We start from the raw sequence: 24,109 nt of genomic DNA, 5'->3' as shown, positions 1-24,109 counted from the left end.
AATGACAGGTTGTTTGCATGACGAAGGAGAATCAAATGAGCACCATGCAAATCGATATAGAAGAGAATAAGCGCAATGCCATTGCCTTCTATGAGATGGCATATCGAGGAGAGCCGAGAAAAGCGGTCGAGCTGTATGTGGGGGATGAATACATTCAGCACAATCCGTTAGTGGGTAACGGTACCGAGCCATTTATCGCATATTTCGAAAGAATGCAGGAAGAGTATCCCAACAAAGATATTACGTTTGTTCGCGCAGTTGCAGAGGGGAATTTGGTTGCACTGCATACTCATCAGACGTGGCCTGATGATGTGGAATATGTAACGATGGATTTCTTCCGCTTTGATCTAAACGGTAAGATTGTCGAGCATTGGGATGCGTTGCAGGAAATACCGAAAGAGACAGCAAACGGGAATACCATGTACTAGCGCACCGAGCCTTGCCATACGCGTTAAGCACGGCAAGGCACTGAGATTGTATTTAAGTCTATTGCGCTTGGTTATCCAACCACTCACGTGTCACCGTGTCTAAATCTCGCCCTTCACGACTGATTTTGTAATCCAATTCCGCAATGATATCGTTTGAGAAACGGAGCGTGTCCAGTTGGTTTAACTCGTCTTGAGTAAATTTATCTGATTTGTCCTTACGCAGTAGTAAAACGGCTTTATCAATAATGCCTAACAAACCTTTCGGTTCGGTGAGCTCTCTAATTGCGTATTTATAGTGAAGAAATTGAGGCTTCCAAAGCGGCACGATAACCCATTGTTTGTTCTCTACCGCCTTCTCAAATGCAGTAAAGCAATCTTCTTCCGTCCCTGTGTGGAAATGGTAGCCTGCTTGGGTTAGTGCGTATTCGTCCATCATCTTGATCGAAAAGCGCGTAATGCCTGCGCCAGGGTTGATGCCTTGAATATCGGATTTCATTTTCGCTATAACTTCAGGTTTAGTCAGGTCGCTCACTTCTGATACGAGTGCTTCTGGAACGTAATCTGGTACACCCCAAAGTGCGTAAGGTTCGTAGTGTAAGCCGAGCTCCAGTAGGGGTTGTACTTCTTCTACCGATGCTTTGTAAATGCCGTGACTTGATGGTAACCAAGCCGAAGAAAGCATGTCGATTTCACCAGATTTGAGCTTTGAGAAGTTCTCTTCATGGGGTGAATAAATACGCTCGACCTTAAAACCCATATCATTGAGTATATGGCTGACAAGAGAAGCAGTGACACGATGAAATGAGAGGTTAGTGACACCGAGTTTTATAGCTTTTGACGTGTTAGTTTGAGTCATACTGAATTCCTTATTTTTATTCGTGCGAAGTTGAGTCGTGCACTGTGTTTTCGAAGTGATAGTAGGCTCAAGATAGGAAGGGATAAATAGCGAACGCTTTGAGTTACTGTCAAAAATGATTTGATAATCAAGTGCGATAATTACATGAAGGATGTTGAGCAAGGTTGCGGGAAAGAGGGCTTAAGTCGCGGATCAATGCAGTAAGAACAGTCCTTCGTATCCACCAATATGAATGTCGGAAACATAGTCTCCAACATTGCCATCCTTGTCGACAGGTCGCATTGGTTTGTCTAGCGTGATGGTGATTTTGGGCGCAGTAAAATAGTCCGCGCTTTTGCCAAAAAAATCAGTGCGATATAACACGCGTCCTTTGCTAAATTCTCTTGCTAAAACCATCTCAATGGGACCATCAGAAACTACGGACTCCTCTGAGCGAAAGGCAAAATAGGTATATGTCGGTAGGACGTGAGCAAGACCATCGGGCAGATCTGCGTGCACCACTTCATTCATGGAAGAGTCACCAACCACGGTGTAATCAGCGGCTGAAGGAGTGCTGGTGGACATCATCAAAGGTATTGCTGTAAAGCCTTCTGGGATTTGATTTACTGGTTCGCCCAGATCAACGGCAAGTAATGTAGTTGGTTGATAAGCGATGTTTTTGGGTACTCCGGCTTTCCAGAAGTTGTCGACAGTGGTGTTGTTGCTGCCGTACAGATAACCGCTGTTCCATTGATTAAAATAGCTGTATCCCGAGTGGTGATTCAAGTAAAACGCTGCTAATGCAGAGTATTGATCCTGCTTCCAATTGTCTTCAGTGTTACCGAAGTACTGAACTCGACCATAACGTGTTGTTGCTTGGTAAATCACTTTCTGACCAGCTTTGGCGAGAGCGGCGTTATCCCAGAATTTAGCCAAGCCTGCATAGCCACTAAAGCCAGTAGAAGGGAATAGATAGTGCTCCCGTAAGTACAGAGAACCTGCTTTAACTAAGTGACTCTGTCCATTGCGACCATATAAGTTTGCCGTGCCTATGTTGAGACCAATTAGCACATCCGGATCCAGCGTTGCCAGTTTGTTTAAAAATGCCGAAAACTGAGCTTTGTACGCATCATCAGCGGCTTGGCTTCCTGCAACCAAACCAAGTTCATCTACCATACCACCGGAATAGATGTAGAACTGATTTGCACCAAGCAGTTTGTTTGTATCGTCATTGTATGCACCGTTTAAGCCTTGTTTCGCCCATTCTGCTTGGTAATAGTGGTGAACTGCGTTGGCAAAGTTGGGATTGTCGAGATTGGTTAATGCCCACGAGGAGGTTTGGTTCCACATTCGCCCAAATGGAATGACTCGAGACTCCCAACGGAAACGAGCGGTCGCATTTTTGTTTGAGCGGTTTTTATATTCATTCCAAGAGAGATAATTGTCTTGGTTAAGATCCGCAGATTTATCAAAGCCACGAATTTTGCGCCAACGTTGAATCGTTTTTCCGTCAGGTGTTGCCGTTGGTGCATTCGTCAACTTAACGGTTGGAAAACTGTTCTTGAGCTTCACTTCTTTTAGGTGAGGGCGATTCTCAATATTGTCACCATGCCAAGTCACTCTCGCAACATACAAGCGACCACCATCTCGCAAGAAGGTCGAACCAAAGTACTGACCGCCGCCATAGGTTTGTCCACTGCCATCGTGCGTTGTGGCACGAACCCAATCTGAAGGAACAGACCAGTTTACAGTCTGGTTTTTGGTCATGCTCTCGGTTTTGTCTTTCTTAATATCGAAGCTTGTCCATTCTGTTACCTGACCGAACGAATCGACAGAGGAAGGGTATTCAATGGTGAAGCTGCCACCTTGAGCAAATTGGGTGAACTCAAAAGCTAAGCGGTCGAACTTTTCTGAGTGATAAACATAGAGCGCCCCGCCATTGTGAGCTTGACCGAATACGTCAGCGTCCCATGGCGGTGATTGATATAGCCAAAAACCGGCGTGGTCGGCGCTAGCGGTATAGCCAACGATCATCGGTTTTCGATTAAGCAGGGTATTTTCGCCATGAGTTTTGTCTACCTCGGCGATGATGGTGTCTTCGGCAAAATGGAGAAAGTAATCCTCGTAATCAATCCCATTCAGCTCTGCCTCGTTGCGAATATCGTTTTCTACCCATCCTGTATTGAGTTCAAGTTTTTGGTTGTACATGTAGCCAATGGCTTTGACGCGCTCGTTATCGGCTTTGTTTGGATACGTTCCAAAAACAACATCGGCATTCTCTAGCTCCCATTCAATAGCAGCAGCGGCTGAGATTGGGGTATCTTGCATATCAACGCCTTGTTCATGTAACCCTGGTAGAATGATCGCTGTCGCTGCCCATGTCATAGGCGCAGAAAGTAAGCTCAGAGCGCCCAAAGCTGAGAGCATAAAATGCATTGGCTTCATCATTGAGTTGTCCCAATCAAAAATGTTGATTACTCAAATTGAGAATCAAATTAAGAAGAAGTATTAGCGATAGGTATGACCAATTCAAGGAAGGGTGAGTGTGTCTTTTGGTTTATCACTTTTATATCGAATCAATAGTTGTCGCTATTCAGTAATTTATAAAATTAATATTTACTGTCTCAAAAATGAAACTTGAAGAATAAAAGTTTCGATATTTCTAGTTCTTTTCAAAATGAAAATTTACGTATTTACGATGGTATTTCATGAAGAGCTAAAATAAGCATCAGATTTTATATTTTAAAAGTAAGTCATTCTCGCTGAACCTAGCATCTCGAGGTTACTTGGGTATAAGAAAGAGCGTTGTTCTCGAATGATTTATTAGATGCAAAAGGAAAAGCATGTCGAAACTGGTGTTGGCATTGATACGACTTTATCAACGCTATTTATCCCCACACAAAGGGTTCCGTTGTGCTCATGCGGTGTACTACGGCACGGATTCTTGTTCTGCAGCCATCAGCAAAATAATTCAACGTAAAGGCGTGTTTTCTAGCTATACCAGTGTTCAAGACCAGATTACACGCTGTAGACATGCTCATCAGCGTCTTCAAACTGAGGAACCTTCCCGTAGTCGCAAGCGGCGTAAGAACAAAGACTCATCTTGTGTAACGGATATGGGATGCAACTCTTTGGATTGCGTCCCGAGTGACGCCTGTAGCGGTGGCAATGATTCACCTTGCAATTGTTGGTAATGGACTCTGTACGTAAATAAAAAGGAATGTGATGACCACTGATCAACTCAAAACTCTGTTTGAAAATGATTTGCGACATAAGCTCGAACCGCTGGAAGCTTTACGTTTAGAAGCGCTTCGTCGCCGCAAGTTTCTTGGTGTCGCGGTGTGTGTTTTCTTTGGAGCAGTGGCTTTTGATATTGCCACCTTCGCTACCATGTTTGTGCTCTTGGCACTGTTGCTCGGCGGTTGGGCTTACTTCAACAAAAAGCACAATGAGTATCGTACAACCTACAAGCAATACATTATGCAGAGTTTGTTGGCACACATTGAGCCTTCACTGACTTGGGACCCAAGCCGCAAGCTTGACAAAGATACCTTTGAACGTAGTGGTTTGTACTTAGACCGCTGTGATGGTTTCGAAAGTGATGATTTTATTTCAGGTACCATCGGTGAAGCCAAAGTGGTGATGTCTGAGATTCAAGCATCAAAGCTCATCAGCTCTGGAAGTGACAGTTCGAGTAAGCATCACGTATTTTTTGCGGGGTTGTTTTGCGAAATCGACGTTCCGATGAATGAAGACATTTGCACCTTTGTGCTGACTGATCGTGATGATACCCCAACCTTGCGCGAAAAGTTGTGGGATAGCTTCTTCAAGATTCAAATAGGTAAACGAGTCCGACTGGGCAATCCAGAATTTGACCAGCAGTATGAGGTGTATAGCGACGATTTAGACACGGCAAAGCAATTGTTAACGGATGAATTGATTGAGCGTGTGCTGACTTTTCGTCGTGAAAGTGAGTTTTCTAGCTTGTCGCTTTCTCAAGTAAACGGAAAGCTCTACATCGCCATCTCGCATTGGAAAGAGCTGTTTGAGCCTAAATTGGATGAACCTGCGGGTGAGTTTGAAGCGGTCGCGGAGATTTATCGTGAGTTGGATTTCTTGATTGGCACGGTTCGCAGTTTAGACCTTATGCGACCAATGATGGAGCCTGATAGTGTCGTAGAAACGGCGTAATCCCCTGTTATTCTCAAAGTGAAACTCGGTAAAGACTCGGTGATTTCAGCTTGAGATTCATCCAAGATCCTGTACCTTAGCGTGACTATTTTTTGCAGCCTGTTTTCATTCAAAGAGTGACCTGAGCTGCTTCACTTTTGAGTTAAAGTCATGTCACAAGCTAGCATCAAATTCATCGCCACCGATATGGATGGCACCTTACTTGACCAATATGGTCGTCTAGACCCAGAGTTTTTTGACCTGTTTTTACAGCTTGAAGAGAAGGGCATTTTATTCTCCGCAGCGTCAGGTCGTCAGTACTACAGTTTGCGTGATACGTTTGCGCCAATTCAAGACCGTATGATTTACGTGGCAGAAAATGGCACCTTGGTGATGCACCAAGACAAAGAGCTTTATAGCTGCACCATTCCGAAATCAGAAATCGATGAGATCGTAAAAGCGGCACGTGCGGTAGAAGGCACACACCTTGTACTGTGCGGTAAGCGTTCGGCTTACATCGAAACCAAAGATTCAAAAGCGTTAGAAGAGTTCCAGAAATACTACCACCGTTGCGAATACGTGCCGGATTTGCTGGCAGTAGAGGACGAATTTATCAAGGTCGCAATCTGCCACTTTGGTGGTTCTGAAGAATTGGTATTCCCTACAATGAGTGAGAAGTTTGCTCACAGTCATCAAGTGGTGGTGAGTGCGAAGATCTGGCTTGATGTGATGAACGCAGAAGCGTCAAAAGGGGCGGCGATCAAGCACCTTCAACAAACCATGGGTTTCGGTCCTGAAGAGACGATGACGTTTGGTGATTACCTCAATGACCTAGAAATGCTGCAAGTGAGTGAGCATTCCTATGCGATGGAAAACGCACATGAAGCAGTAAAAAAAGTGGCGCGCTTTTCAGCACCAAGTAACCGTGATTCGGGTGTGATGAAGGTCATCAAAGAAAAAGTGCTTTAATCGCCGCTTAGCGAATCTCAAGCATAAAAAAGCCCCGCCATTTGATGAGCGGGGCTTTTGTTTGTCTAAGGCTCAAACAGGTATGAGTTAGCGTACGTATTTCGCAGTCGCACTTACAAACCAGTGTTGTAGCTTGCCATCTGGGTTTTCTACCCACAAATCATTGTGATAACGGTAAATACGACCATTCACGGTTAGAGCTAGCGTGTTGTCGCCGGTTTGCTCCATACGAATAAACTGATCAGAAGTCACCAAAAACGGCTCTAGGTCTTCGGTGCTTGCGCCTTTGTATACAACAAAGTAACCGAACATGTTACCCGCGTCAGGGTCTGTAGAGTGAATGCGATGACCGACTAGTGTGTAGTTGTCGTTGAGCGCCTCTTCGAGGGTTTGTGCGCCCACTGTCTCGTGGGATGGGATAAAGACCCAAGCCAACACACCAAGCGCGATCACTAGCAGTAATAACACCGCTCGCATGAAATTTTTCATCATGGTTATCCGTTTAACGTTGGAATTTCATTTTGTACATGCGCTTATCCGCTAAATTGATTAGGAAGTCAATGTTATCGGCGTCTTGCGGGTAGCTCGCTGCACCTAAACTGGTGGATAGGGCTCCGGCTTGGTCGGAGGCGAGAATCGGTTTCTCAAACACTACATGGACGTGGTGTGTTGCTTCGGTAATTTTGTTCTCGTCGGTTGTGTTGATGATTACGGCAAACTCGTCACCACCCATGCGATAGACAGTAAAGTCATCCAATGCCATGTCGTTTAAGCGCTTTGCTATCTCGATTAAAGCGATGTCACCCGCTTGGTGTCCCAACGTATCGTTTATGTTCTTAAAGCCGTTCAGATCGAGTAGGAGCAGCGAAAACGGGGTTTTGGTTTCTTCCTTGCGATGTAAATCGAGAAACAAAGCACTGCGGTTGGCAAGATTCGTCAGTGGATCACTTAACGCGAGTTGTTTGTGGAACTTTGATTCTTGCTTATAGAAGTAGGTCAGCAGCGCCACGGTAAGCACGAAAATGCCCAACAAGATGTACTGCGCTTGCAGTAAATTGTACGCACGAACTTGCTGTTGCTGATAAAGCGGGCTTGCAACACGGAAGTTCTGGGTGACGTAGTCAATCATTTCCATGTATAGATTTTGCGTTGCGCGGTAAAACTGATTAGCAGCCACGCTGCTGCCTGTTTTGGCTTCAACTAAGATGGGTTCGAGTTGTTGAAATTTATCGAATAGAGAGACAAAGTACACGCGTACTTCTTCTCTTGATAGGAAAGAGTCCGCTTCTTTGTTGTTGATCAGCAAATCAAAACGGCTCCAAGCTAACTCATATTGCAGCTCGGCTCCATCAATGTTCATCACGCTCTCATTGAGCCGACGCGCTTCACCAACTAATTCCGATAACTCTTTAGATAAATGAAATAAAAACCAAGTCGCTTGGTTTTGTTGGGCAGAGTAGCTTTGGGTAAGTGCTCGGGTTTCTTTCAATAATACGATGTTGGCGAGCAGCAATGTCGATGAAAAAATCAACAACAATAACTTACTCTTAGTCGAAAATGGACCTTGTTTTGTAGGATGGGGTTTCGCCTTCATTGTTATTCTTCTTTCACGCTGATCCTGTTGATTTGCCAGACCATTTGCGAATGGTATGGGGCAATGTCTAGTTCTGGGTATTTATTTATAGAATAGATCAACCAGTAGGGACCTTTGTTTCGGATCTTGATGTATTTATGATTTTGTTTGTACGCCACGATAGGCTGGTAACGAAGGATATCTTCACGAGATAAATCGGAGTGGTAGTCATTCAATGCACGTACTTCAACGCGCTGGGGTACTTGTCCAAATGCATTTTGTAATAGGATGCTTAACTTAACGCCTTCAAACTCGGCTGGCGTTTCGAGCCAAGGCAGTTTGGTGGTGTAGGTAGTTTGAGGCAATGACTCTAGGTCTTTTAATGCCACAACAACATCGGATTTCTCAGGACTGCTAAACTGTATCGTGTTTGCAAAAAGTGTCGGTGCAAACAAAAGCAAAGCGAGTGCCACTGTTTTTCTCATCTTGTGCCCTTTGATTTATTGCCCTTGTTTCGGCGGGATAGCGTCACTACACCGATCCGCAGAAATTTCGGTTATTTATTAATAATAGAGCCAACTTGATGGATTTATATAATACGTTATGGGTGAAAAGTAACCGTTGGTGGAATATACGTCAAGGTTAATGACATAGTTAAAAATAGAACTATTGGATGAATACATTATTTAGTCTATTTTGTGTGCAGTTTGCCTCACGTTGTCTAACTTTCGCGACACTTTCATCTCATTAGGAGAAGCGATATGTTTGATTGGTACTACAGGGTCATCCTCAATTACTCCAACTTTAGTGGTAGGGCTAGACGCCAAGAGTATTGGTACTTTACGTTAGTGAATGTGTTGGTCAATTTAGTGATGGGCATCATCGATCGAGTGATCGGCAGTGTGATGCAAATGGACAATTTTGGCTTCTTTGGTGTGATTTATGCCCTGTTCATTATGATCCCATCGATTGCGGTTACCGTGCGGCGTTTACACGACTCAGGACGAACTGGGTGGTGGGCGTTGATCGCTTTTGTGCCCATCATTGGTGTCTTAGTGCTGCTGTACTTTCTCATTCAAGACAGTGAAGAAGGCTCGAACCAATATGGTGCGAACCCGAAGCATGAGTAGAGATTTGGCTCTGAATCCAGCATCTTGAAGTTACTGGGTATAAGTGGGTTTAGATGCCTGAACCCACTTGGAAATACACTGCACTGTCTTCATCGCTAAAGGCGAAGTCCATGCCTGCTTGCAGACCATAACGACGAGCGATGAGGTAACGAAAGCCCACGCCGTAAGCGTATTCGGCGTTGTTTTCGAATAGTGATGCTTCGGTTGAAGCGTAGCCAAAGCCGCCGAAAACATTCGTCGACCAGCGCGTGTTCCACTGATAGGTCAGTTGTGATTCGACTGACAGTGTCTCGTCCCCTTGATAACGATTTCTCGCAACGCCACGCAGTTTAATGTCTGGATAAGACGCTGGTGGTAAAAAGCGTTCGTCAGTGTAAAGAGATTTGTATTGACCACGTAGCGCTAGCGACCATCGATCCGCTAACTCCCAATAGTTAATGCCTTCCACATCCAGTTGTTCGTATTCGTAATCACTGCCAATCGCGTCGTTGTACCAAAGGTATTCGGCTTTGTAGTTGTAGCCTTGCGTCGGACTAAAGAAGTTGTTTCTGCTGTCCCATTCCAGTGTCAGACCCAATCCAGAGGTAGTCGGAGAGGTATTGGTCAGGGTTTGCAATAACTTATCGGCAACAGGGGAGTTGGTGATTTTCTGATCGGTGACGAAATAGAGCTGTTTCACACCGATAAACAGCGGAGCATCAATAATGCGGTATTGAAGATGGTTGAGCATGCCACCGCCAGTTATTTCGAAATCTAACCCTTTGCCGTTAAAGACGCTATCTAAGCCCGGCAAGGTGGATTGCGGATAGAAGGTCATATTGAAGTCGCCATAACCCACTCCACCTAGGTAACGCACCGTGTCTTGCGCCCACGTCCGGCGGTGCCCTAAGAAGCCCATCCAAGTGCCGTTTTCGGTGGCGAAACCACCGATTGCAGTAATGGCTGGTGTTAGTAGCTGCGCACCACCATCGAGAGAGGTTTCTGCCAGTTTACGCCTTTTCTCCCGTTGCTCATCGGATTCATGCAAAAACACGCCAGTGAAGCCCAAGCCATAGCCCACGGCGGGCTCGGTAATCACTATCGGGACGGGCAGAAATCCATAAGCGTTTTCAGCCAGATATTCTCCCATGTCCAATTGCCCATCAATGGGATCAAAAAAGTTGATTGCCTGAGCCATTGGAGAGGCGAGCAAAAAGCTGAAACAGGTGGTACTAACGATAACTGACGATGGTTTTTTCATAGGGTCCTATTCGGGTCTATAGACCCTAGTAAGCGAATAGCGTTCCCTTACAAGTTAGACACCAATCAGAGCAATTGCAATGGTGGTTTTGTAAAGAGAAGGTGAGTGTTTTTAAAACGCAAAAAGCCACCCAATAAGTGGGTGGCTTTGTATATTTAACCATTCAGTTTTTATCGTTTTTCTTATGTCACAACCAAGGTTAAGCAAATAAGTACTTAGCGTGGAAGTTCAAGTGTTCAGCGATAAAGCTAGAGATAAAGAAGTAGCTGTGGTCGTAACCTGGCTGCATGCGCAGTTCAACTTCAGAATCATGAGCTTTTGCTGCCGCCAGTAACGCATCAGGCTTCAATTGCTCAGCAAGGAAGTTATCAGCATCACCTTGGTCTACCAAGATTGGCAATGGTGATTTTGCTTGTTTGAGTAATTCACTTGCGTCGTATTGTTTCCAGCTTTCAATATCGGTGCCTAGGTAAGCGGTAAACGCTTTCTGACCCCAAGGGCATTGCATTGGGTTACTGATTGGGCTGAAAGCAGAAATTGAGCGGTACTGATCTGAATTCTTCAAACCAAGGGTAATTGCACCATGACCACCCATGCTATGACCCGAAATCGACTTCACGTCAGAGACAGGGAAGTTGCTTTCAATGATCGCAGGTAGCTCTTGGGTGATGTAATCGTACATGTGGTAGTGACGCGACCACGGCTCTTGAGTGGCGTTTAGGTAGAAACCCGCGCCTTTCCCTAAATCGTAGTTCTCGTCGTCTGCAACGTCGTCACCACGTGGGCTAGTATCCGGTGCCACAATGGCGATACCTAACTCAGCAGCCATGCGAAACGCACCGGCTTTCTGCATGAAGTTCTCATCAGTACACGTCAAACCAGACAACCAGTAAACCACAGGCACTGGGTTTGATTTGGTTGCATTTGGCGGCAAGAAGATCGCAAAGCGCATGTTGCAATTTAAAGCGCGAGATTCGTGTGTGTATTGTTTATGCCAACCACCGAATACTTTGGCTTGGCTTAGGCTTTCAATGGTCATGGATAATCTCTCGATAAAACAATGTTTATTTGAAACTGTGAGTATTTAAAACAATGATTTTTAACGGTGGACAAGACCGTTAAAGACAGCGGATGGCTCTCTTCCCAAAAGAAAACGTGTCCAAGAGAGAAGAGAGCCTGTTTCAAATTTTCAAATATCAGTCATATTACGTGAACCGTTATCTTGGATTATTTATCCATGTGAAGAACGGTACGGATAGATTCACCTTTGTGCATCAGTTCGAACGCTTCGTTCACGTCTTGTAGACCCATCGTGTGCGTGATGAATTCTTGTAGACCGAACTCGCCAGCCATGTAACGGTTTACGATTTCTGGAAGCTCAGAGCGACCTTTAACGCCACCGAAAGCAGAACCGCGCCATACGCGACCAGTTACCAGTTGGAATGGACGAGTTGAGATCTCTTGACCTGCACCAGCAACACCAATGATTACTGACTCACCCCAACCTTTGTGACAACACTCAAGCGCTTGACGCATCACGTTTACGTTACCGATACATTCGAATGAGTAATCAACACCACCGTCTGTCATCTCAACGATAACGTCTTGGATTGGTTTGTCGAACTTCATTGGGTTGATGACGTCTGTCGCACCAAGTTGTTTCGCTAGGTCGAATTTACTTTCGTTGATGTCGACACCGATGATGCGGCTTGCACCAGCCATACGAGCACCGATGATTGCAGAAAGACCGATACCGCCTAGACCAAATACAGCAACTGTGTCGCCTTTTTCAACTTTAGCTGTGTTTAGTACCGCACCCATACCGGTAGTTACGCCACAACCTAGAAGACAAACTTCTTCAAGTGGTGCTTCTTTGTTTACTTTCGCTAGTGAGATTTCTGGAAGAACAGTGTACTCAGAGAAAGTAGAACAACCCATGTAGTGGAAAATAGTCTCACCGTTGATAGAGAAACGGCTTGTACCATCTGGCATCAGTCCTTTACCTTGCGTTTCGCGAACTGCCTGACATAGGTTAGTTTTGCCAGATTTACAGAACTTACACTCACCACATTCAGCGGTGTAAAGTGGGATAACGTGGTCGCCAACTTCAACGCTTGTTACGCCTTCGCCAACCATTTCAACGATACCGCCACCTTCGTGACCAAGGATTGAAGGGAAGATACCTTCTGGATCGTCACCTGATAGTGTGAATGCGTCAGTGTGACAAACACCAGTTGCTACGATACGTACTAGCACTTCGCCCGCTTTTGGAAGTTGTACATCAACTTCTTCCATTTTAAGTGGCTCGCCAGCAGCCCATGCAACCATTGCTTTTGATTTAATGTGAGTTTGACCAGGTTTGATTTCAAGCGACATTGGATGTTTCCTTTATATTCTCAGTATATGGAGTGACGTCATAAGCGTAGTTGAGGTTTGTTCACTGCGCTGCGTCGTTTTGTTGGTGCCCATTTTAGGTGTTTCATGAAAAATGATAATCCGGCTAAATTGAAAATGATTTTTACGTATGTGTAATAATGAGTTCGATAACGTCATTGTTAGTGCGAGTGAGGTTAAGAAGAATGATAAAAATCGCATTGGTGTTTGACCTCAAGTGCAGTTGAGGGTTTAGTGTTGTTGCCACCGTAAAAACGTTGAATTGGAATGGGTATGAACCAAACAGATCTTCAAGCCTACTTAAAGAAAGTGGGTATCTCTCAATCGCTGAATATCAATACTGATACTTTGTTATTACTACACAATGCTCAGCATCGTCGTTTGCCTTTTGAGAACTTTGATATTGCGCTTGGGCGTGGCATTTCAGTTGCTGAACAAGACATTATTAACAAACTGATTTATCGCGAGCGTGGTGGCTATTGCTATGAATTGAATGCATTACTTTTGAATGTACTGAAAACCATCGGCTTTGATGCACGACCGTTGTTGGGGCGCGTTCATTTGTCTGGCACACCATCAGGTCGAACGCATCAATTCACTTTGGTGACCATGGGGGAAGATAAGTGGATCGTTGATGTGGGGTTCGGTTCTAACACGCCACGCGCACCAGTACCCTTTGTACTCAACCAAGATATTCACACTGATCTTCAAACATTCAGATTTATCGAACATGAGTTAGTTGGCTATATGTTGCAAGTTCAATCCTATGATGACCCTGAGCAATGGATTGATTTGTATAGTTTAGACTTTGAACACGTATTTGACGGTGACATCGTATGCGGCAATCACTACACATCGACTTCACCAAATTCCCATTTCACTTTGAGTCGAGTTGCGGCGTTGGCGACAGATAGCGGCATCATTACTTTGTTCAATCACAGTTTAAAGTACCGAGCAAATGGTGAGGTCGTTGAGATTGAGCTGGAAGCGGGAGAAACGTATCTATCTGCGCTTAAAACCCATTTTGGTATCGCTCTTGATGCTGATTACTCATCTTTAAAGCCAGTGTAAGAGTCGTAACTAAGGGGGAATCGTGCTCGAAATGAGACTTCAAGCATCGCGTTACGCTTAATTTCCTTACTTATCGGCTCAAAAATGGAAAGCGCAGCTCAACCTGCGCTTTTTTATTTGCGCTATATCTCAGTAAGTGAGTTTTCAAAGGTTTACTTTTAACCTTGAAGAATAAATGAGGTAAATCATGCGCTTTGAATACTTGCTTGATGATGAAGTCACCCAAGAACTCGATGCTAAGTTAAGAGCTTTGCTGTCCACTTGCTTCACCAAGGAGCAAGACAAAATCTTTCAAACTCAACGTTATTTCAATGAAATACCTCGTCACCGCTATCTAATTTGGGATGGCGATAAACTCGCTGCCCATGTTGCCGTACACGAAAAACAAGTCATGATTGATGATCAATCTTTTCCCATTAGTGGTATTGCAGAAGTCTGTGTTGACCCCGGTTCTCGCGGGTTAGGGCTGGTGAAAATCTTGTTGGAAGCGGTTCATCAGGATGCATTGGAGCGAGGCGACGCATTTTCTGTTTTATTTGGTCGCACGCCAGTTTATCGATCCAGTGGTTATACGCCCATCAATAATTTGAAGATAAAAGTTGCCCCAAATCATTGGGTCAGTACTGATGACACCATGGTATGCTCTCTGAAAATTATTTGGCCGCAACAGACGGTTCATTTAGTCGGCTATCCTTTTTAAACGGGTTTTCTCCGCGATTAACTTTGTGTGAGAATACGTAATAAATTGAATTCCATAGGATCAAAATCATGGCGAATTGGGAAGGCGTCAGCGAATTTGTCGCCGTCGCAGAAACCAACAGCTTTACCGGCGCAGCCAATAAGCTCAAAACATCGGTCGCGCAAATCAGCCGTCGTGTATCAGCGTTAGAAGAACGCTTAGCAGTGAAATTGCTTCATCGTACTACGCGTAAAGTGTCGTTAACTGAAGCTGGTCAACTTTATTACCAACAGTGTAAGCACCTTGTGGAAGGGTTAGAGTTAGCTGAGTTGGCGGTAACTCAGATGCAAGCCGAACCGAAAGGTGTGCTCAAAGTGACTGCGCCCGTGACCTATGGGGAAATGAATCTTGCTCCGCTGCTGCACCAGTTTTTAGAAAAGTACCCGCAAGTAAATCTCGATCTGATTCTTACTAACCAAAAGCTCGATTTGATTGAGCAAGGTGTCGATGTGGCGATTCGTTTGGGACGCTTGCAAGACTCGAGCTTGATCGCTAAACGCCTTTCATCGCGTCAGCTGTATGTGTGTGCCAGCCCGGCTTACTTAGAGCGCTCTGGTGAGCCGCATACCTTGTCTGAACTGAGTCATCACCAATGCTTGGTGGGTACCGCTGACTATTGGCACTTCAAAGAGCAAAAACGTGAGAAGTCTCTGCGTGTCTCTGGCCGAATCAAATGCAATAGTGGTTTTGCTTTGGTCGATGCGGCAAAACGTGGTTTAGGTTTGGTGCAGCTGCCGGACTACTACGTGCAAGAGGCGTTAGACAATGGCGAGCTGGTGGAAGTGTTAACCGATTATCGAGACGATCGCGAAGGTATTTGGGCGCTCTATCCGCAAAACCGTAACCTCTCACCTAAAGTTCGTCTGCTGATTGATTTCTTGGCTGAGAGCCTAAATTAGAAATAGGTATTTATGTGTTTAAAAGCTAAGTAGCAAATCTTGTTACTTAGCTTTTTTTGCGCTCTTAAATCACTGTTCGTTTAGCTCGGCATCTTCGCGTTTGATGACCTTATGACCATCTTCTGATACGCCTTGTTTCCAGTAACTGCTGAGGTAAAGGTTTTCACGCTCCACTTCTTTTTCGTTACGGAAGTATTGGCGTAGCGCGCGCATTGAATCGAACTCACAAGCACACCACACTGCTGCTTCACCCGTTTTCCACTCCAGTGAGCGAACCTTACCTTCGAGTGATTGCTCGGTGACCCAATGGATTTCCATACCTGCTGGTGCTTCGAGAGCTTGGATATCCGCTTCAGAAATTACGCTGATCACGGCATAGCCTTTTGCGTCTTCTGGCAGAGTGCGAATCTTCGCTGATAGCGCTGGCAACGCTGTCATATCCGCAGCCATAAAGAACCAATCAGCTTCTGTGTTTAAGTTCGAGATGCTGCCAGGACCGGCGATGTTGATGGTGTCGCCTTCTTTAGCGGACATCGCCCAGCGCGCTGCAAATCCACATTGTAGGTCTTTAGTAATATGGCGAACGAAGTCGACTTCAATCGTGCATGCTTGTGGATCGAAGCGACGAATGGTGTAGGTACGCATAACTGGACGGTTTTCTTCAGAAAAGCCTTGGATGTCAGTACCGCCTGTTTCGTTGAACAGCAGCTTGATGTAGCTGCCTTCGCAATCTTGTGGAAAGTTGCCTAGTGCTTCGCCTTGCAGGGTAATACGCTGCATGTTGGGCGTTACTGTTTGTGTGTTGATAACAACGAGGCTTTTTGGTTGTGGTTTCTTTTTCATTTTAATTCACATTTCACTACGTTTGATAACTATTCTCTTTCTCATCTAAGATTAACAGTATCTTAGTAAGGCAGATAGCGTCTTTATCTAAATTTACACTCTGATGTGAAAATCGGCGATTTAATTCCGACAGACCTCGCCCGAATGAACACTTCGTCATCCATGTTTATAAGATTTGGGTTTAAAGAATAAAAAAGGGCACCGAAGTGCCCTTGGTAGAATGAGAGAGGTTGCTTATTGCGTTTGCTCTAACAAATGTGTCTTTAGGAATCGATCCATCGCTTGGTAACCATCGAGGCGATTTTCAAGAGAGCGGAAGCCATGACCTTCATTCTCTTTCACGATGTATTCCACTTCGACGCCACGTTCACGAAGAGCATTGACGATTTGGTCAGATTCGCTTTTCACTACACGCGGGTCTTTCGCGCCTTGTAGAACCAATAATGGAGCTTTGATTTGGTCAACATGGAATACCGGTGAGTATGCTTTCATCATCTTCGCATCTTCTGGGTTATTCGGATCGCCAACTTGCTCATGCAGCATAGCTAGGAATGGTGCCCAGTATGGTGGAATGGAATCCATGAAAGTAAAGAGGTTGGACACACCAACGTAGTCGATACCACACTTATATAGGTCTGGCGTGAACGTCACACCAGCTAATGTGGCGTAACCACCGTAGGATGCGCCGTAGATACATACTTCACCATCTTGTGCGTAGCCTTGGTCAATCGCCCATTTAACGCCGTCAGTGATGTCATCCTGCATCGACTGACCCCATTGCTTAAATGACTTCTCCCAGAATTCACGACCATAACCTGTTGAACCACGGAAGTTCATCTGTAGAACGGCAATACCACGGTTTGCAAACAACTGAACTTCTGGTTGGAAGCCCCAGTGATCGCGAGCCCAAGGACCACCGTGCGGCAGAACAAGCAGTGGCAAGTCTTTCGCTTCACGGCCTTTTGGTAACGTTAAGTAGCCATGGATGGTTTCACCATCACGAGCGGTATATGTGATTGGCTTCATCTTCGCCATGTCTTCAGGCTTATGCCAAGGTGCGTTTGCAGCTAACTTCTCAAGTTGGTCTGAATCGCGATCGTAGTAGTAGTAATTAGGACGGTCGGTGTCGCTGTAGGTCACGACGATCATTTTTCTCTCGTCGCGAGTGGTGTTGTTCACCGAGATTTCAACACCCGGTAGCTTTTCTTGCAGACGCTCAAAAGTCTCTTCATAACCTTTATCAAGGAAATGGTACTGACGTTTGTCTGTCACATAAGAGATCGTTGTGAGCTTGTTGAGTGCATTTGAGTAACTTGCACTGGTGACGTCCACTTCTGGGTGAGAGAAGATCTCGCGCACTTCTTTATTAGCCTTCACATCATATTCGATGATCGCTGATTTATCGCGAGTGATACGTGAGGCAACGTACAGGTTCTTGTTATCTGGTGTAAATGAGATTGGAGAGAAGTCTTCTTTGAAGGTGAGGTTCTTCAATGGACGGAACTCTTCATCCACGGTATCACGGTACAGAACCGCTGTATTTACGCCGTCTGAAGTTGAAATCACGCGGATGTTCCCATCGTGGTCTGTACCCCAGTAACGCACATTCCCTGGGTTTTGAGCCACAAGCGTGTTCTTACCCGTTTTTAAGTTATGACGATAAACATCAAAGACTTGCGGGTTACGTTCGTTGGTCGTGATAAGAATGTCATCTGGTTGGCTTTCTAAAGTGTCGATCACATAAGCCACTACGCCAGATGTAGGTGTGATGGTTTGCTCTTCACCCGTTTTGACATTGACCGTTACGAGATAGAAGTTTTCATCACCGCCCGTATCGCGAGAGTAAATAATGGTGTCATCACCAACCCAGTAATAGTAAGCGATGTCACGACCAGTAATTGACGTAATACGTTTCACATCCTCTGGCTTACCAACTGGATGAACAAATACGTTTTTACGGTCTTGCCATGGTTTCATCATTGAAATGTAATCTCCAGCAGGGGAGATTTGGTAGCTAGAGACTTCAGCATTACGGAAGAAGTAATCTACGGGATATTCCGGTGGGATAACTTCGGCAGTCGTCGTGGTTGAAGTTTGGCTACAACCCGCGAGTAGTAGACCAAAAGCGGTAGCAAGAATAAGCTTGCGAGTACGCATTGTATAACGCTCCTTGTGTGACGGACCTGTCAGCATCGTGCTTGTCGGTCAGAATGAATCGATAGTCGCTATTAAAGAACAAAAGCGACAAAGCAGTGAAAGAAAAGCCAAAATCGAATATATCGATATGGCTTATGTTTGAGGCTTTTTAATATTCTTGTCACTGCTGTTGCTACTATGACCCAATCCATCCTTGGAAGTGGCGATTTTTTGTACTTACCGAACAAGGGACTAGTCGAAATTTGGCATAAGTCACACTTATCTTTCTCTGTTTTGTCATTTATATCATTGGGATAGTCGACAAAAGCAAAAGTGCTGCCATGCCATAGTTGAATCCTTTCACTCGTTTGGAGGTAGTAAGCCAGCGCTGAAGCTGGATACCAGCAGCGGTCCAAAAGGTCACGGAAGGCAGATTCGCGAGGCAAAAAATACCCGCGATGAATGCCAGTTCTAGCCAAGAGCCACCACTGCTGTATACCGTGATTGCGGTTAATGCCATTGACCAACCTTTCGGGTTGACCCATTGAAATGCTACTGCACCTAAAAAGCTCATTGGGCGGTAATCATCGTTGACTTCCGTTTTACTGCTGGTGGCAATTTTATATGTTAGGTACAGCAAGTAAGTCAGACTCAATACCTTAAGAATGCTATGTGTGATCGGGTAAGCATGGAACAAGCTCATCAAGCCAATGCCAACTAAGATCAGCATTGCGCCAAAGCCGAGGGTAATCCCCAGCATATGGGGGATAGTGCGTTTAAAGCCGACATTGGCGCCAGATGTCATGAGCATGATGTTGTTTGGACCCGGAGTGAAGGTCGAGACAAACGCAAACAGCGCGAGTGCACCAAGTTGAGAGTATTCCATAGTGTGTTCCTACAAATATGTTTGCCACAAAGTGATGGGCAAGGGGTTACGTTTTCTGACCGGTCAAACACAATGATAGGTAGAAGTGTCATCAATTTTGTGCTTTTATTTGATGAAAATGCTTCGCTTAAACAACAAAAGAACATTATGGATAGATTTGACGAAAGAATATTGCAAGCACTGAAATCGGACGGAAGAATCTCCAATGTAGAGCTGTCTGAGCGCGTTGGATTGTCGCCGTCTGCTACTTTGCGCCGCGTACAAGACCTCGAACGCAAAGGGACTATCAAAGGCTATCGCGCAGTGTTGGACAATCAGCAAATGGGCGTTGGTTTTGTCGCTTATGTGTCGATAGGTTTAGCGTCGCACTCAAAGCAAGCGCAGCTCGGTTTTGAAGATCATGTACGTTTTGTTGATGAGGTAGTGGAATGCCATAACATCACAGGGGCAAATGAATATTTGTTGCGTGTCGAAACTCAAGACCTTGCGGCATACAAAGCGTTTCATGCAGACGTGCTTGGTGAATGCGAACATGTCAAAGCAATCACGACCATGGTGGTGATGGACACACCAAAAGATGAACGATAACCGCTATAGGGAACATTGTGTTGTAGCACATCAATTTGAAGTGACTCGAAAGAGTGAGTCGAGTATGACTGCAGTCCACATAAAATGCTGGAAAGCAGGCTACAATCTGACAATTCCAGCATTTATTCTCACCTTCTAAATAATCGCATCCTGCTAGTTTTTCTACGTCGTTGCTTGGTTCGCGAGCAGCGTGATAGAAAATTTAAGGATGAATGATGAAATCATACGTAACCCTTCCCCTAGTTAGCTTTGGCGCGATTGCAGCGTTAAGCTCATTTAATGTTAATGCCCACGGCTGGGTCGAGTTTCCAAGCGCACGTCAAAATACCTGTTATTTAGACGGTGGCTTTTGGACCAATGAAATTCCAAACCAAGCGTGTCAGGCTGCTTATGACGAGTCGGGGGCATACCCATTTGTTCAGCGCAGTGAAGTGGCGGCTAACGTACCAAATTATCGTGATATGGCACATGTACAAGCAATCGTTCGTGATGGAGAGCTGTGTTCTGCGGGCGATGCGGCGAAAAAAGGTCTAAACATTCCATCGCCAAATTGGCAGCGTACCAATGTCACCCCAGACGCCAACAACCAAATTGAATTGGTGTTCTATGGCAAAGCTCCACATAACCCTTCTTATTGGGAGTTCTACCTTTCCAAGCCAACTTATGACGACACGCAACCTCTTACTTGGGACGATTTAGAACTGATCGATACGGCTGGTGACGTTTATGTTGATGCAGAAAAACGCTACCGCATGCAAGTGACCTTCCCTGCTGATCGTTCGGGTGATGCGATCCTTTACACTCGCTGGCAGCGTATTGATGTAGCGGGTGAAGGTTTCTACAACTGTAGTGATATTACGTTGAACGGTAATGGCACCACACCACCGACTGACCCTGTCGATCCCACCGAGCCGGGTAATAACCTCACGTCACTTGGCTATTTTGTTCCACAAGGGTTTGGTCCTGTCGAGGCGGGTGATACCGTGCGCTTTCGTACGTTTAATGAAACAGGTACTGAGATCGTCGACCTTTCACTCCCTATTAATGCCAATAACACGACGACATGGGCAGCAGAACTGGCAGATCAATTTAACTCACAGCAAACCGGTGATTGGTATGTAGGTATTTGGCATGAAGCGATGAATCACTACATGTTCGATACGAACAATGTTTATGCGAACCAAGTATTGGCTCCGAGTGCCAATTTTAGTTACGCATTATCGTTGATTAAAGGCGATACTCAACCACCAGTCGAGCCAACCAATCTTTGGAGCAAAGACACGGTGTACAACCAAGGCGATGTCGTAACGCACAATGGTCGTGAGTGGACCGCACAATGGTGGACTCGTGGCGAAGAACCTGGAACAACAGGTGAATGGGGCGTTTGGCGCTAGCATTCTTTCTTCCCAAATAAATAAAACCCTTCTCGATTAAGAAGGGTTTCTTGTTTTTAACTGTCGGAACGACTAGCAGACCAAGGTTGCCAATTCATCGTGGCATGCTTTGCCAATTTGAGCATGGGGATGTCTTCATGTGTATCGCCATACGCGTAGATGGCTTGATATTGACTAACGTCGAACTTTGCTTGAACGCGTTCGACTTTCCTTTCCAAACTGCAGTCTTTACTGTGATAGAGTCCGCTAATGCGTTTGCTGTTCCCAAGGAGTTCACTGCACAGCAAGTGGTAACCTTGAGTGTCGCACCAAGGTTTTAAGTAGGCGTTAAGTGACGCAGAAACGACTACGATCGTATCCCCTTGAGCATGATGCCAATCTAATCGTGTTTTGGCTTCAGGGCGGATGTGTTGCACGATGATCTCTTGAGCAAACCGTGCTCCTAGTGTTTTCACTTCGTCGGTTTGTCGCCCTGCAAAGGCAACAAAACTGGCGATTGGACGCATTCGTCTAGCAGGGAGGAACCCAGCTTTGTACATCGCATAAAATGGCAAGATGATAATGTTGCCTAGCCACTTGCGTGGACCCGTCACCGAGTAGTAAAGGAACAGGCTAAACATGTCCTCATCGGTGATGGTGCCATCAAAATCAAACAGTGCTAAAGCGGGCTTTCGAGAATCTGACAATCTACTGCCTTAAGGGTTAATGTGCGTGTCCGTGGGAGAAGTTTATCACCATCACGCCTGCAGCGATAAGTGCCATACCAATCCAAAGGCTGGCATCCATATGCTGGCGATACACTAGTTGAGAAATTAAGGTAACAGATACGATAGCTAAGCCAGCCCAAAGTGCGTGAACGATACCCACAGGCATACCGCCTTTCATTGCTTGTGCTAAGCAGACAAATGCTGCCAAGTGACCCAGTAAAACTAGTGTTGCTGGCAGTGGCTTGCTAAAACCGTCAGTCGCTTTAAGTGCAACATGTGAAAGGGCTTCTGCGCCCACGCCTAAAAGTAAGAAAAACCAGCTCATTGTTATCATTCGTCTTCAGTTGTTGTGGAGTGCGCTTAGTATATTGATGTCGAATAAAATGATAATCCTGAAAAAAATCAAATAACTTTTACTTAAATGTAATAATAGTGGCGTCTTACATACGCTTACACCAAGTCTTGGTTGTAGTCGTTACACTGCCGCCGTCTTTAGAGAGGAGCGTGTATTGATGCATAAAGCGATAGCGGCGACTGCGGTGATATTGGCATTGAGTGGGTGTGGCGGTGAAGGGATGTCAACGGATTCAATTCCCAAGTTCAAAGACCCTAGAGCAAGCTATCAAGTGGATGGGATCGATTTGCTCCATCACTCTATTACTGATGCAATCAGCGATGATTTACTTGGTTTTGAAGCAGAAAACTTATCGCGCAAAGTCACCTATACCCTAGACAGACTTTCTTTGGGTTTGCTGTGGGAGTTTAACGTGAGCACTTTAGAAGAGCTGCAAGCGCTAGTGCCCAATGTCGGTGACAGCAAAACCTCTTCATTCTGGAAATACCATCTCATGCGTCTTTCGCCTGATATGGTAATGGTGAGTACACCAGAGGAAATTGCGCACTTCTATTATGAACAAGAAATCATTGAAACACGCTTTGGTGTCTCTACCTACAAGTTCAGTGAAAAACCAACACGTATCACCATGGTGGTCTATCCTGAAGGCATCAGTATTGAAGCATTCAATGAAGGCTATCAGGCAGAATATGACGAGAGTAAAGGCACTTACACAGTGCGACTGCAATATGAAGACGCAAACCAAAGCAGTCATTACGAAAAGCTGATTGTCGAGTTGAACGGTGATCAAGTTCGACTTGAGAAGGGCACAAGTACGATGGAAGGTCTGGAAGTAAAAGACCACGCTAAGCAAAGCCATCGCTTCGAATATAATCGCAAACAAAACACACTCTCTATCCAATAACGATTTATTGAATATTGAAGTGGTGACTAGGTTCATTTCTGAGTAACGGTTGGGAGACTGGCTCGGAGGTCATGACTTCAATTCTATTTGCGCTTTACCAAGACCCTTTGCGCATTGGGGGGAAGAGATATTTCTTCCCCCCGTTTTTCTTGTGACTAACAGCGCCAATTAACTGCGATTTTCGCTTCTAGAAGGGGGAATAAAAGTGTGGTCTTGGACGCAATAGATGACGTTGGGTGATTACAGCTTGGCTTTGATGAAGTCCAAACCATCAGTATCAACAAAACCGGACGACTTGATCAGTCGACTCGGTTGAACCCCATAACGTCTCTTAAACACCCGACTAAAGTAATTAGGGCACCCAAACCCACTTTTGATCGCTGCTTGCTTGATCGACATACCTGACATAATGAGCGAAACTGACTTTTTTAACCTGATATTATTGGTTAACTGGGTAAAGGTAATGTTCGAGTTTTTGAGCTCAGTTAATAAGTAACTCTTGCTGATCCCTGTTTTTATCGAAACATTCTCCAACGTCCATGGGTACTCAGTGTCTGCTTGAATACAGTTAGTCATCTTATTTATGAGCTTTACAGACGATAAAATGTTCGCTTTATCGAACTCACTACAACTGCTTAAAAAAGACGTAAGTGCGAAGACGCTGATTGAGTGAACCATACATGACGAAACGTCAGATAAACAATATTCAATCGAAGAGTCGAAGTAGTCATTTGTATTAAATAACTTCTCTTGATCATCTCCCGTTCCAAAATCGAAGAAGTAATAATTATCTACAATGACTCTTAGCATTTCTTCTGTGTAAGTGAAGCGTTCAACTTCTATTTCTT

The 24,109-nt window shown here is 45.1% G+C and carries 25 protein-coding genes; 11 read left to right on the top strand and 14 right to left on the bottom strand.

The genetic code is table 11. The features are described 5' to 3' along the window. Positions 1 to 35 precede the first annotated feature (35 nt). Entirely contained in the window at positions 36 to 428 is a 393-nt protein-coding gene (locus AACR11_RS24855; protein ID WP_017190898.1) for a nuclear transport factor 2 family protein, read from the top strand. A 58-nt stretch (positions 429 to 486) separates the two neighbouring features. Here the strand turns inward: AACR11_RS24855 and AACR11_RS24850 are convergent, their stop codons facing one another. Continuing rightward, positions 487 to 1,284 carry a glycine betaine ABC transporter substrate-binding protein gene (locus AACR11_RS24850; protein WP_029790700.1) on the bottom strand — a complete coding sequence of 266 codons (798 nt, stop codon included), beginning with the start codon at positions 1,282 to 1,284 and terminating at the stop codon, positions 487 to 489. Between the two features lie 192 nt (positions 1,285 to 1,476). After that, positions 1,477 to 3,711, bottom strand: coding sequence for a hypothetical protein (locus AACR11_RS24845; protein ID WP_029790701.1), 2,235 nt, complete (start codon positions 3,709 to 3,711; stop codon positions 1,477 to 1,479). 395 nt (positions 3,712 to 4,106) lie between these two features. Between AACR11_RS24845 and yidD the strand changes: the two genes are divergently transcribed. The 3 genes from yidD (at position 4,107) to AACR11_RS24830 (ending at position 6,402) form a co-directional block, all read left to right on the top strand. Further along, positions 4,107 to 4,457 carry a membrane protein insertion efficiency factor YidD gene (gene yidD / locus AACR11_RS24840; RefSeq protein WP_079325183.1) on the top strand — a complete coding sequence of 117 codons (351 nt, stop codon included), beginning with the start codon at positions 4,107 to 4,109 and terminating at the stop codon, positions 4,455 to 4,457. 31 nt (positions 4,458 to 4,488) lie between these two features. Beyond that, complete coding sequence (locus AACR11_RS24835; protein ID WP_005447272.1) at positions 4,489 to 5,454, top strand: DUF3137 domain-containing protein; 966 nt, start codon at positions 4,489 to 4,491, stop codon at positions 5,452 to 5,454. Between the two features lie 150 nt (positions 5,455 to 5,604). Next, positions 5,605 to 6,402 carry a Cof-type HAD-IIB family hydrolase gene (locus AACR11_RS24830; protein WP_029788749.1) on the top strand — a complete coding sequence of 266 codons (798 nt, stop codon included), beginning with the start codon at positions 5,605 to 5,607 and terminating at the stop codon, positions 6,400 to 6,402. An 87-nt stretch (positions 6,403 to 6,489) separates the two neighbouring features. On the opposite strand, the gene AACR11_RS24825 is transcribed toward AACR11_RS24830, so the two are convergent. From AACR11_RS24825 to AACR11_RS24815, 3 genes are read right to left on the bottom strand one after another with little or no spacing between them, the layout of a single operon-like run. After that, complete coding sequence (locus AACR11_RS24825; protein ID WP_017189738.1) at positions 6,490 to 6,894, bottom strand: hypothetical protein; 405 nt, start codon at positions 6,892 to 6,894, stop codon at positions 6,490 to 6,492. A gap of 10 nt (positions 6,895 to 6,904) precedes the next feature. Continuing rightward, positions 6,905 to 7,996, bottom strand: a complete 1,092-nt coding sequence (locus tag AACR11_RS24820; protein WP_005447275.1) for a GGDEF domain-containing protein — start codon at positions 7,994 to 7,996, stop codon at positions 6,905 to 6,907. 2 nt (positions 7,997 to 7,998) lie between these two features. Beyond that, a complete protein-coding gene (locus tag AACR11_RS24815) occupies positions 7,999 to 8,460 on the bottom strand; it encodes a hypothetical protein (protein ID WP_005447276.1) in 462 nt (153 codons plus the stop codon). 276 nt (positions 8,461 to 8,736) lie between these two features. Here AACR11_RS24815 and AACR11_RS24810 point away from each other — a divergent pair, with 276 nt between their 5' ends. After that, positions 8,737 to 9,105, top strand: a complete 369-nt coding sequence (locus tag AACR11_RS24810) for a DUF805 domain-containing protein (RefSeq protein WP_017189737.1) — start codon at positions 8,737 to 8,739, stop codon at positions 9,103 to 9,105. Positions 9,106 to 9,154: 49 nt separating this feature from the next. Here the strand turns inward: AACR11_RS24810 and AACR11_RS24805 are convergent, their stop codons facing one another. From AACR11_RS24805 to AACR11_RS24795, 3 genes are all read right to left on the bottom strand, one after another. Next, on the bottom strand, positions 9,155 to 10,345 hold the full coding sequence (locus AACR11_RS24805) for a BamA/TamA family outer membrane protein (RefSeq protein WP_029788750.1): 1,191 nt from the start codon (positions 10,343 to 10,345) through the stop codon (positions 9,155 to 9,157). A 199-nt stretch (positions 10,346 to 10,544) separates the two neighbouring features. Continuing rightward, positions 10,545 to 11,384, bottom strand: a complete 840-nt coding sequence (gene fghA / locus AACR11_RS24800) for an S-formylglutathione hydrolase (RefSeq protein WP_029788751.1) — start codon at positions 11,382 to 11,384, stop codon at positions 10,545 to 10,547. Between the two features lie 188 nt (positions 11,385 to 11,572). Continuing rightward, a complete protein-coding gene (locus tag AACR11_RS24795; RefSeq protein ID WP_005447284.1) occupies positions 11,573 to 12,721 on the bottom strand; it encodes an S-(hydroxymethyl)glutathione dehydrogenase/class III alcohol dehydrogenase in 1,149 nt (382 codons plus the stop codon). Between the two features lie 291 nt (positions 12,722 to 13,012). Here AACR11_RS24795 and AACR11_RS24790 point away from each other — a divergent pair, with 291 nt between their 5' ends. The 3 genes from AACR11_RS24790 (at position 13,013) to AACR11_RS24780 (ending at position 15,448) form a co-directional block, all read left to right on the top strand. Further along, positions 13,013 to 13,810, top strand: coding sequence for an arylamine N-acetyltransferase family protein (locus AACR11_RS24790; protein ID WP_079325181.1), 798 nt, complete (start codon positions 13,013 to 13,015; stop codon positions 13,808 to 13,810). Positions 13,811 to 13,997: 187 nt separating this feature from the next. Continuing rightward, a complete protein-coding gene (locus AACR11_RS24785) occupies positions 13,998 to 14,510 on the top strand; it encodes a GNAT family N-acetyltransferase (RefSeq protein ID WP_005447287.1) in 513 nt (170 codons plus the stop codon). Between the two features lie 68 nt (positions 14,511 to 14,578). After that, positions 14,579 to 15,448, top strand: coding sequence for a LysR family transcriptional regulator (locus tag AACR11_RS24780; protein ID WP_005447289.1), 870 nt, complete (start codon positions 14,579 to 14,581; stop codon positions 15,446 to 15,448). 69 nt (positions 15,449 to 15,517) lie between these two features. Here AACR11_RS24780 and AACR11_RS24775 read toward each other — a convergent pair whose 3' ends face one another. The 3 genes from AACR11_RS24775 to AACR11_RS24765 all read right to left on the bottom strand — a co-directional run bounded on the left by AACR11_RS24775 (position 15,518) and on the right by AACR11_RS24765 (position 19,313). Further along, complete coding sequence (locus tag AACR11_RS24775; RefSeq protein WP_017818356.1) at positions 15,518 to 16,291, bottom strand: siderophore-interacting protein; 774 nt, start codon at positions 16,289 to 16,291, stop codon at positions 15,518 to 15,520. A 234-nt stretch (positions 16,292 to 16,525) separates the two neighbouring features. Then, positions 16,526 to 18,448, bottom strand: a complete 1,923-nt coding sequence (locus tag AACR11_RS24770) for a S9 family peptidase (protein ID WP_009695962.1) — start codon at positions 18,446 to 18,448, stop codon at positions 16,526 to 16,528. Positions 18,449 to 18,728: 280 nt separating this feature from the next. After that, a complete protein-coding gene (locus tag AACR11_RS24765) occupies positions 18,729 to 19,313 on the bottom strand; it encodes a LysE family translocator (RefSeq protein ID WP_009702356.1) in 585 nt (194 codons plus the stop codon). Between the two features lie 147 nt (positions 19,314 to 19,460). Here AACR11_RS24765 and AACR11_RS24760 point away from each other — a divergent pair, with 147 nt between their 5' ends. Both AACR11_RS24760 and AACR11_RS24755 read left to right on the top strand, forming a co-directional pair. Beyond that, positions 19,461 to 19,901, top strand: a complete 441-nt coding sequence (locus AACR11_RS24760) for an Lrp/AsnC family transcriptional regulator (protein ID WP_009695964.1) — start codon at positions 19,461 to 19,463, stop codon at positions 19,899 to 19,901. Positions 19,902 to 20,116: 215 nt separating this feature from the next. Beyond that, positions 20,117 to 21,295 (top strand): lytic polysaccharide monooxygenase, encoded by a 1,179-nt coding sequence (locus AACR11_RS24755; protein WP_029788753.1) that lies wholly within the window; start codon positions 20,117 to 20,119, stop codon positions 21,293 to 21,295. Positions 21,296 to 21,351: 56 nt separating this feature from the next. On the opposite strand, the gene AACR11_RS24750 is transcribed toward AACR11_RS24755, so the two are convergent. Both AACR11_RS24750 and AACR11_RS24745 read right to left on the bottom strand, forming a co-directional pair. Continuing rightward, positions 21,352 to 21,981, bottom strand: coding sequence for an HAD-IB family hydrolase (locus tag AACR11_RS24750; protein ID WP_029788754.1), 630 nt, complete (start codon positions 21,979 to 21,981; stop codon positions 21,352 to 21,354). A 16-nt stretch (positions 21,982 to 21,997) separates the two neighbouring features. Continuing rightward, positions 21,998 to 22,327, bottom strand: a complete 330-nt coding sequence (locus tag AACR11_RS24745; protein WP_029788755.1) for a DMT family transporter — start codon at positions 22,325 to 22,327, stop codon at positions 21,998 to 22,000. Positions 22,328 to 22,514: 187 nt separating this feature from the next. Here AACR11_RS24745 and AACR11_RS24740 point away from each other — a divergent pair, with 187 nt between their 5' ends. Then, on the top strand, positions 22,515 to 23,261 hold the full coding sequence (locus AACR11_RS24740; protein WP_079325179.1) for a hypothetical protein: 747 nt from the start codon (positions 22,515 to 22,517) through the stop codon (positions 23,259 to 23,261). A gap of 240 nt (positions 23,262 to 23,501) precedes the next feature. On the opposite strand, the gene AACR11_RS24735 is transcribed toward AACR11_RS24740, so the two are convergent. After that, a complete protein-coding gene (locus AACR11_RS24735) occupies positions 23,502 to 24,071 on the bottom strand; it encodes a helix-turn-helix transcriptional regulator (protein ID WP_237358009.1) in 570 nt (189 codons plus the stop codon). Positions 24,072 to 24,109 lie beyond the last annotated feature (38 nt).

The organism is Vibrio sp. L85 (assembly GCF_963871815.1).
Lineage (GTDB): Bacteria > Pseudomonadota > Gammaproteobacteria > Enterobacterales > Vibrionaceae > Vibrio > Vibrio harveyi.
The sequence above is the reverse complement of the archived record's forward strand: the minus strand, read 5'-3'. Positions and strand labels throughout refer to the sequence as shown.

What these genes read in the sequence shown, in the direction of transcription:
- AACR11_RS24855 (WP_017190898.1), top strand. Translation starts at nt 36, where the DNA reads ATGAGCACCATGCAAATCGATATAGAAGAGAATAAGCGCAATGCCATT.
- AACR11_RS24850 (WP_029790700.1), bottom strand. Translation starts at nt 1,284, where the DNA reads ATGACTCAAACTAACACGTCAAAAGCTATAAAACTCGGTGTCACTAAC.
- AACR11_RS24845 (WP_029790701.1), bottom strand. Translation starts at nt 3,711, where the DNA reads ATGATGAAGCCAATGCATTTTATGCTCTCAGCTTTGGGCGCTCTGAGC.
- yidD (WP_079325183.1), top strand. Translation starts at nt 4,107, where the DNA reads ATGTCGAAACTGGTGTTGGCATTGATACGACTTTATCAACGCTATTTA.
- AACR11_RS24835 (WP_005447272.1), top strand. Translation starts at nt 4,489, where the DNA reads ATGACCACTGATCAACTCAAAACTCTGTTTGAAAATGATTTGCGACAT.
- AACR11_RS24830 (WP_029788749.1), top strand. Translation starts at nt 5,605, where the DNA reads ATGTCACAAGCTAGCATCAAATTCATCGCCACCGATATGGATGGCACC.
- AACR11_RS24825 (WP_017189738.1), bottom strand. Translation starts at nt 6,894, where the DNA reads ATGATGAAAAATTTCATGCGAGCGGTGTTATTACTGCTAGTGATCGCG.
- AACR11_RS24820 (WP_005447275.1), bottom strand. Translation starts at nt 7,996, where the DNA reads ATGAAGGCGAAACCCCATCCTACAAAACAAGGTCCATTTTCGACTAAG.
- AACR11_RS24815 (WP_005447276.1), bottom strand. Translation starts at nt 8,460, where the DNA reads ATGAGAAAAACAGTGGCACTCGCTTTGCTTTTGTTTGCACCGACACTT.
- AACR11_RS24810 (WP_017189737.1), top strand. Translation starts at nt 8,737, where the DNA reads ATGTTTGATTGGTACTACAGGGTCATCCTCAATTACTCCAACTTTAGT.
- AACR11_RS24805 (WP_029788750.1), bottom strand. Translation starts at nt 10,345, where the DNA reads ATGAAAAAACCATCGTCAGTTATCGTTAGTACCACCTGTTTCAGCTTT.
- fghA (WP_029788751.1), bottom strand. Translation starts at nt 11,384, where the DNA reads ATGACCATTGAAAGCCTAAGCCAAGCCAAAGTATTCGGTGGTTGGCAT.
- AACR11_RS24795 (WP_005447284.1), bottom strand. Translation starts at nt 12,721, where the DNA reads ATGTCGCTTGAAATCAAACCTGGTCAAACTCACATTAAATCAAAAGCA.
- AACR11_RS24790 (WP_079325181.1), top strand. Translation starts at nt 13,013, where the DNA reads ATGAACCAAACAGATCTTCAAGCCTACTTAAAGAAAGTGGGTATCTCT.
- AACR11_RS24785 (WP_005447287.1), top strand. Translation starts at nt 13,998, where the DNA reads ATGCGCTTTGAATACTTGCTTGATGATGAAGTCACCCAAGAACTCGAT.
- AACR11_RS24780 (WP_005447289.1), top strand. Translation starts at nt 14,579, where the DNA reads ATGGCGAATTGGGAAGGCGTCAGCGAATTTGTCGCCGTCGCAGAAACC.
- AACR11_RS24775 (WP_017818356.1), bottom strand. Translation starts at nt 16,291, where the DNA reads ATGAAAAAGAAACCACAACCAAAAAGCCTCGTTGTTATCAACACACAA.
- AACR11_RS24770 (WP_009695962.1), bottom strand. Translation starts at nt 18,448, where the DNA reads ATGCGTACTCGCAAGCTTATTCTTGCTACCGCTTTTGGTCTACTACTC.
- AACR11_RS24765 (WP_009702356.1), bottom strand. Translation starts at nt 19,313, where the DNA reads ATGGAATACTCTCAACTTGGTGCACTCGCGCTGTTTGCGTTTGTCTCG.
- AACR11_RS24760 (WP_009695964.1), top strand. Translation starts at nt 19,461, where the DNA reads ATGGATAGATTTGACGAAAGAATATTGCAAGCACTGAAATCGGACGGA.
- AACR11_RS24755 (WP_029788753.1), top strand. Translation starts at nt 20,117, where the DNA reads ATGAAATCATACGTAACCCTTCCCCTAGTTAGCTTTGGCGCGATTGCA.
- AACR11_RS24745 (WP_029788755.1), bottom strand. Translation starts at nt 22,327, where the DNA reads ATGAGCTGGTTTTTCTTACTTTTAGGCGTGGGCGCAGAAGCCCTTTCA.
- AACR11_RS24740 (WP_079325179.1), top strand. Translation starts at nt 22,515, where the DNA reads ATGCATAAAGCGATAGCGGCGACTGCGGTGATATTGGCATTGAGTGGG.
- AACR11_RS24735 (WP_237358009.1), bottom strand. Translation starts at nt 24,071, where the DNA reads ATGCTAAGAGTCATTGTAGATAATTATTACTTCTTCGATTTTGGAACG.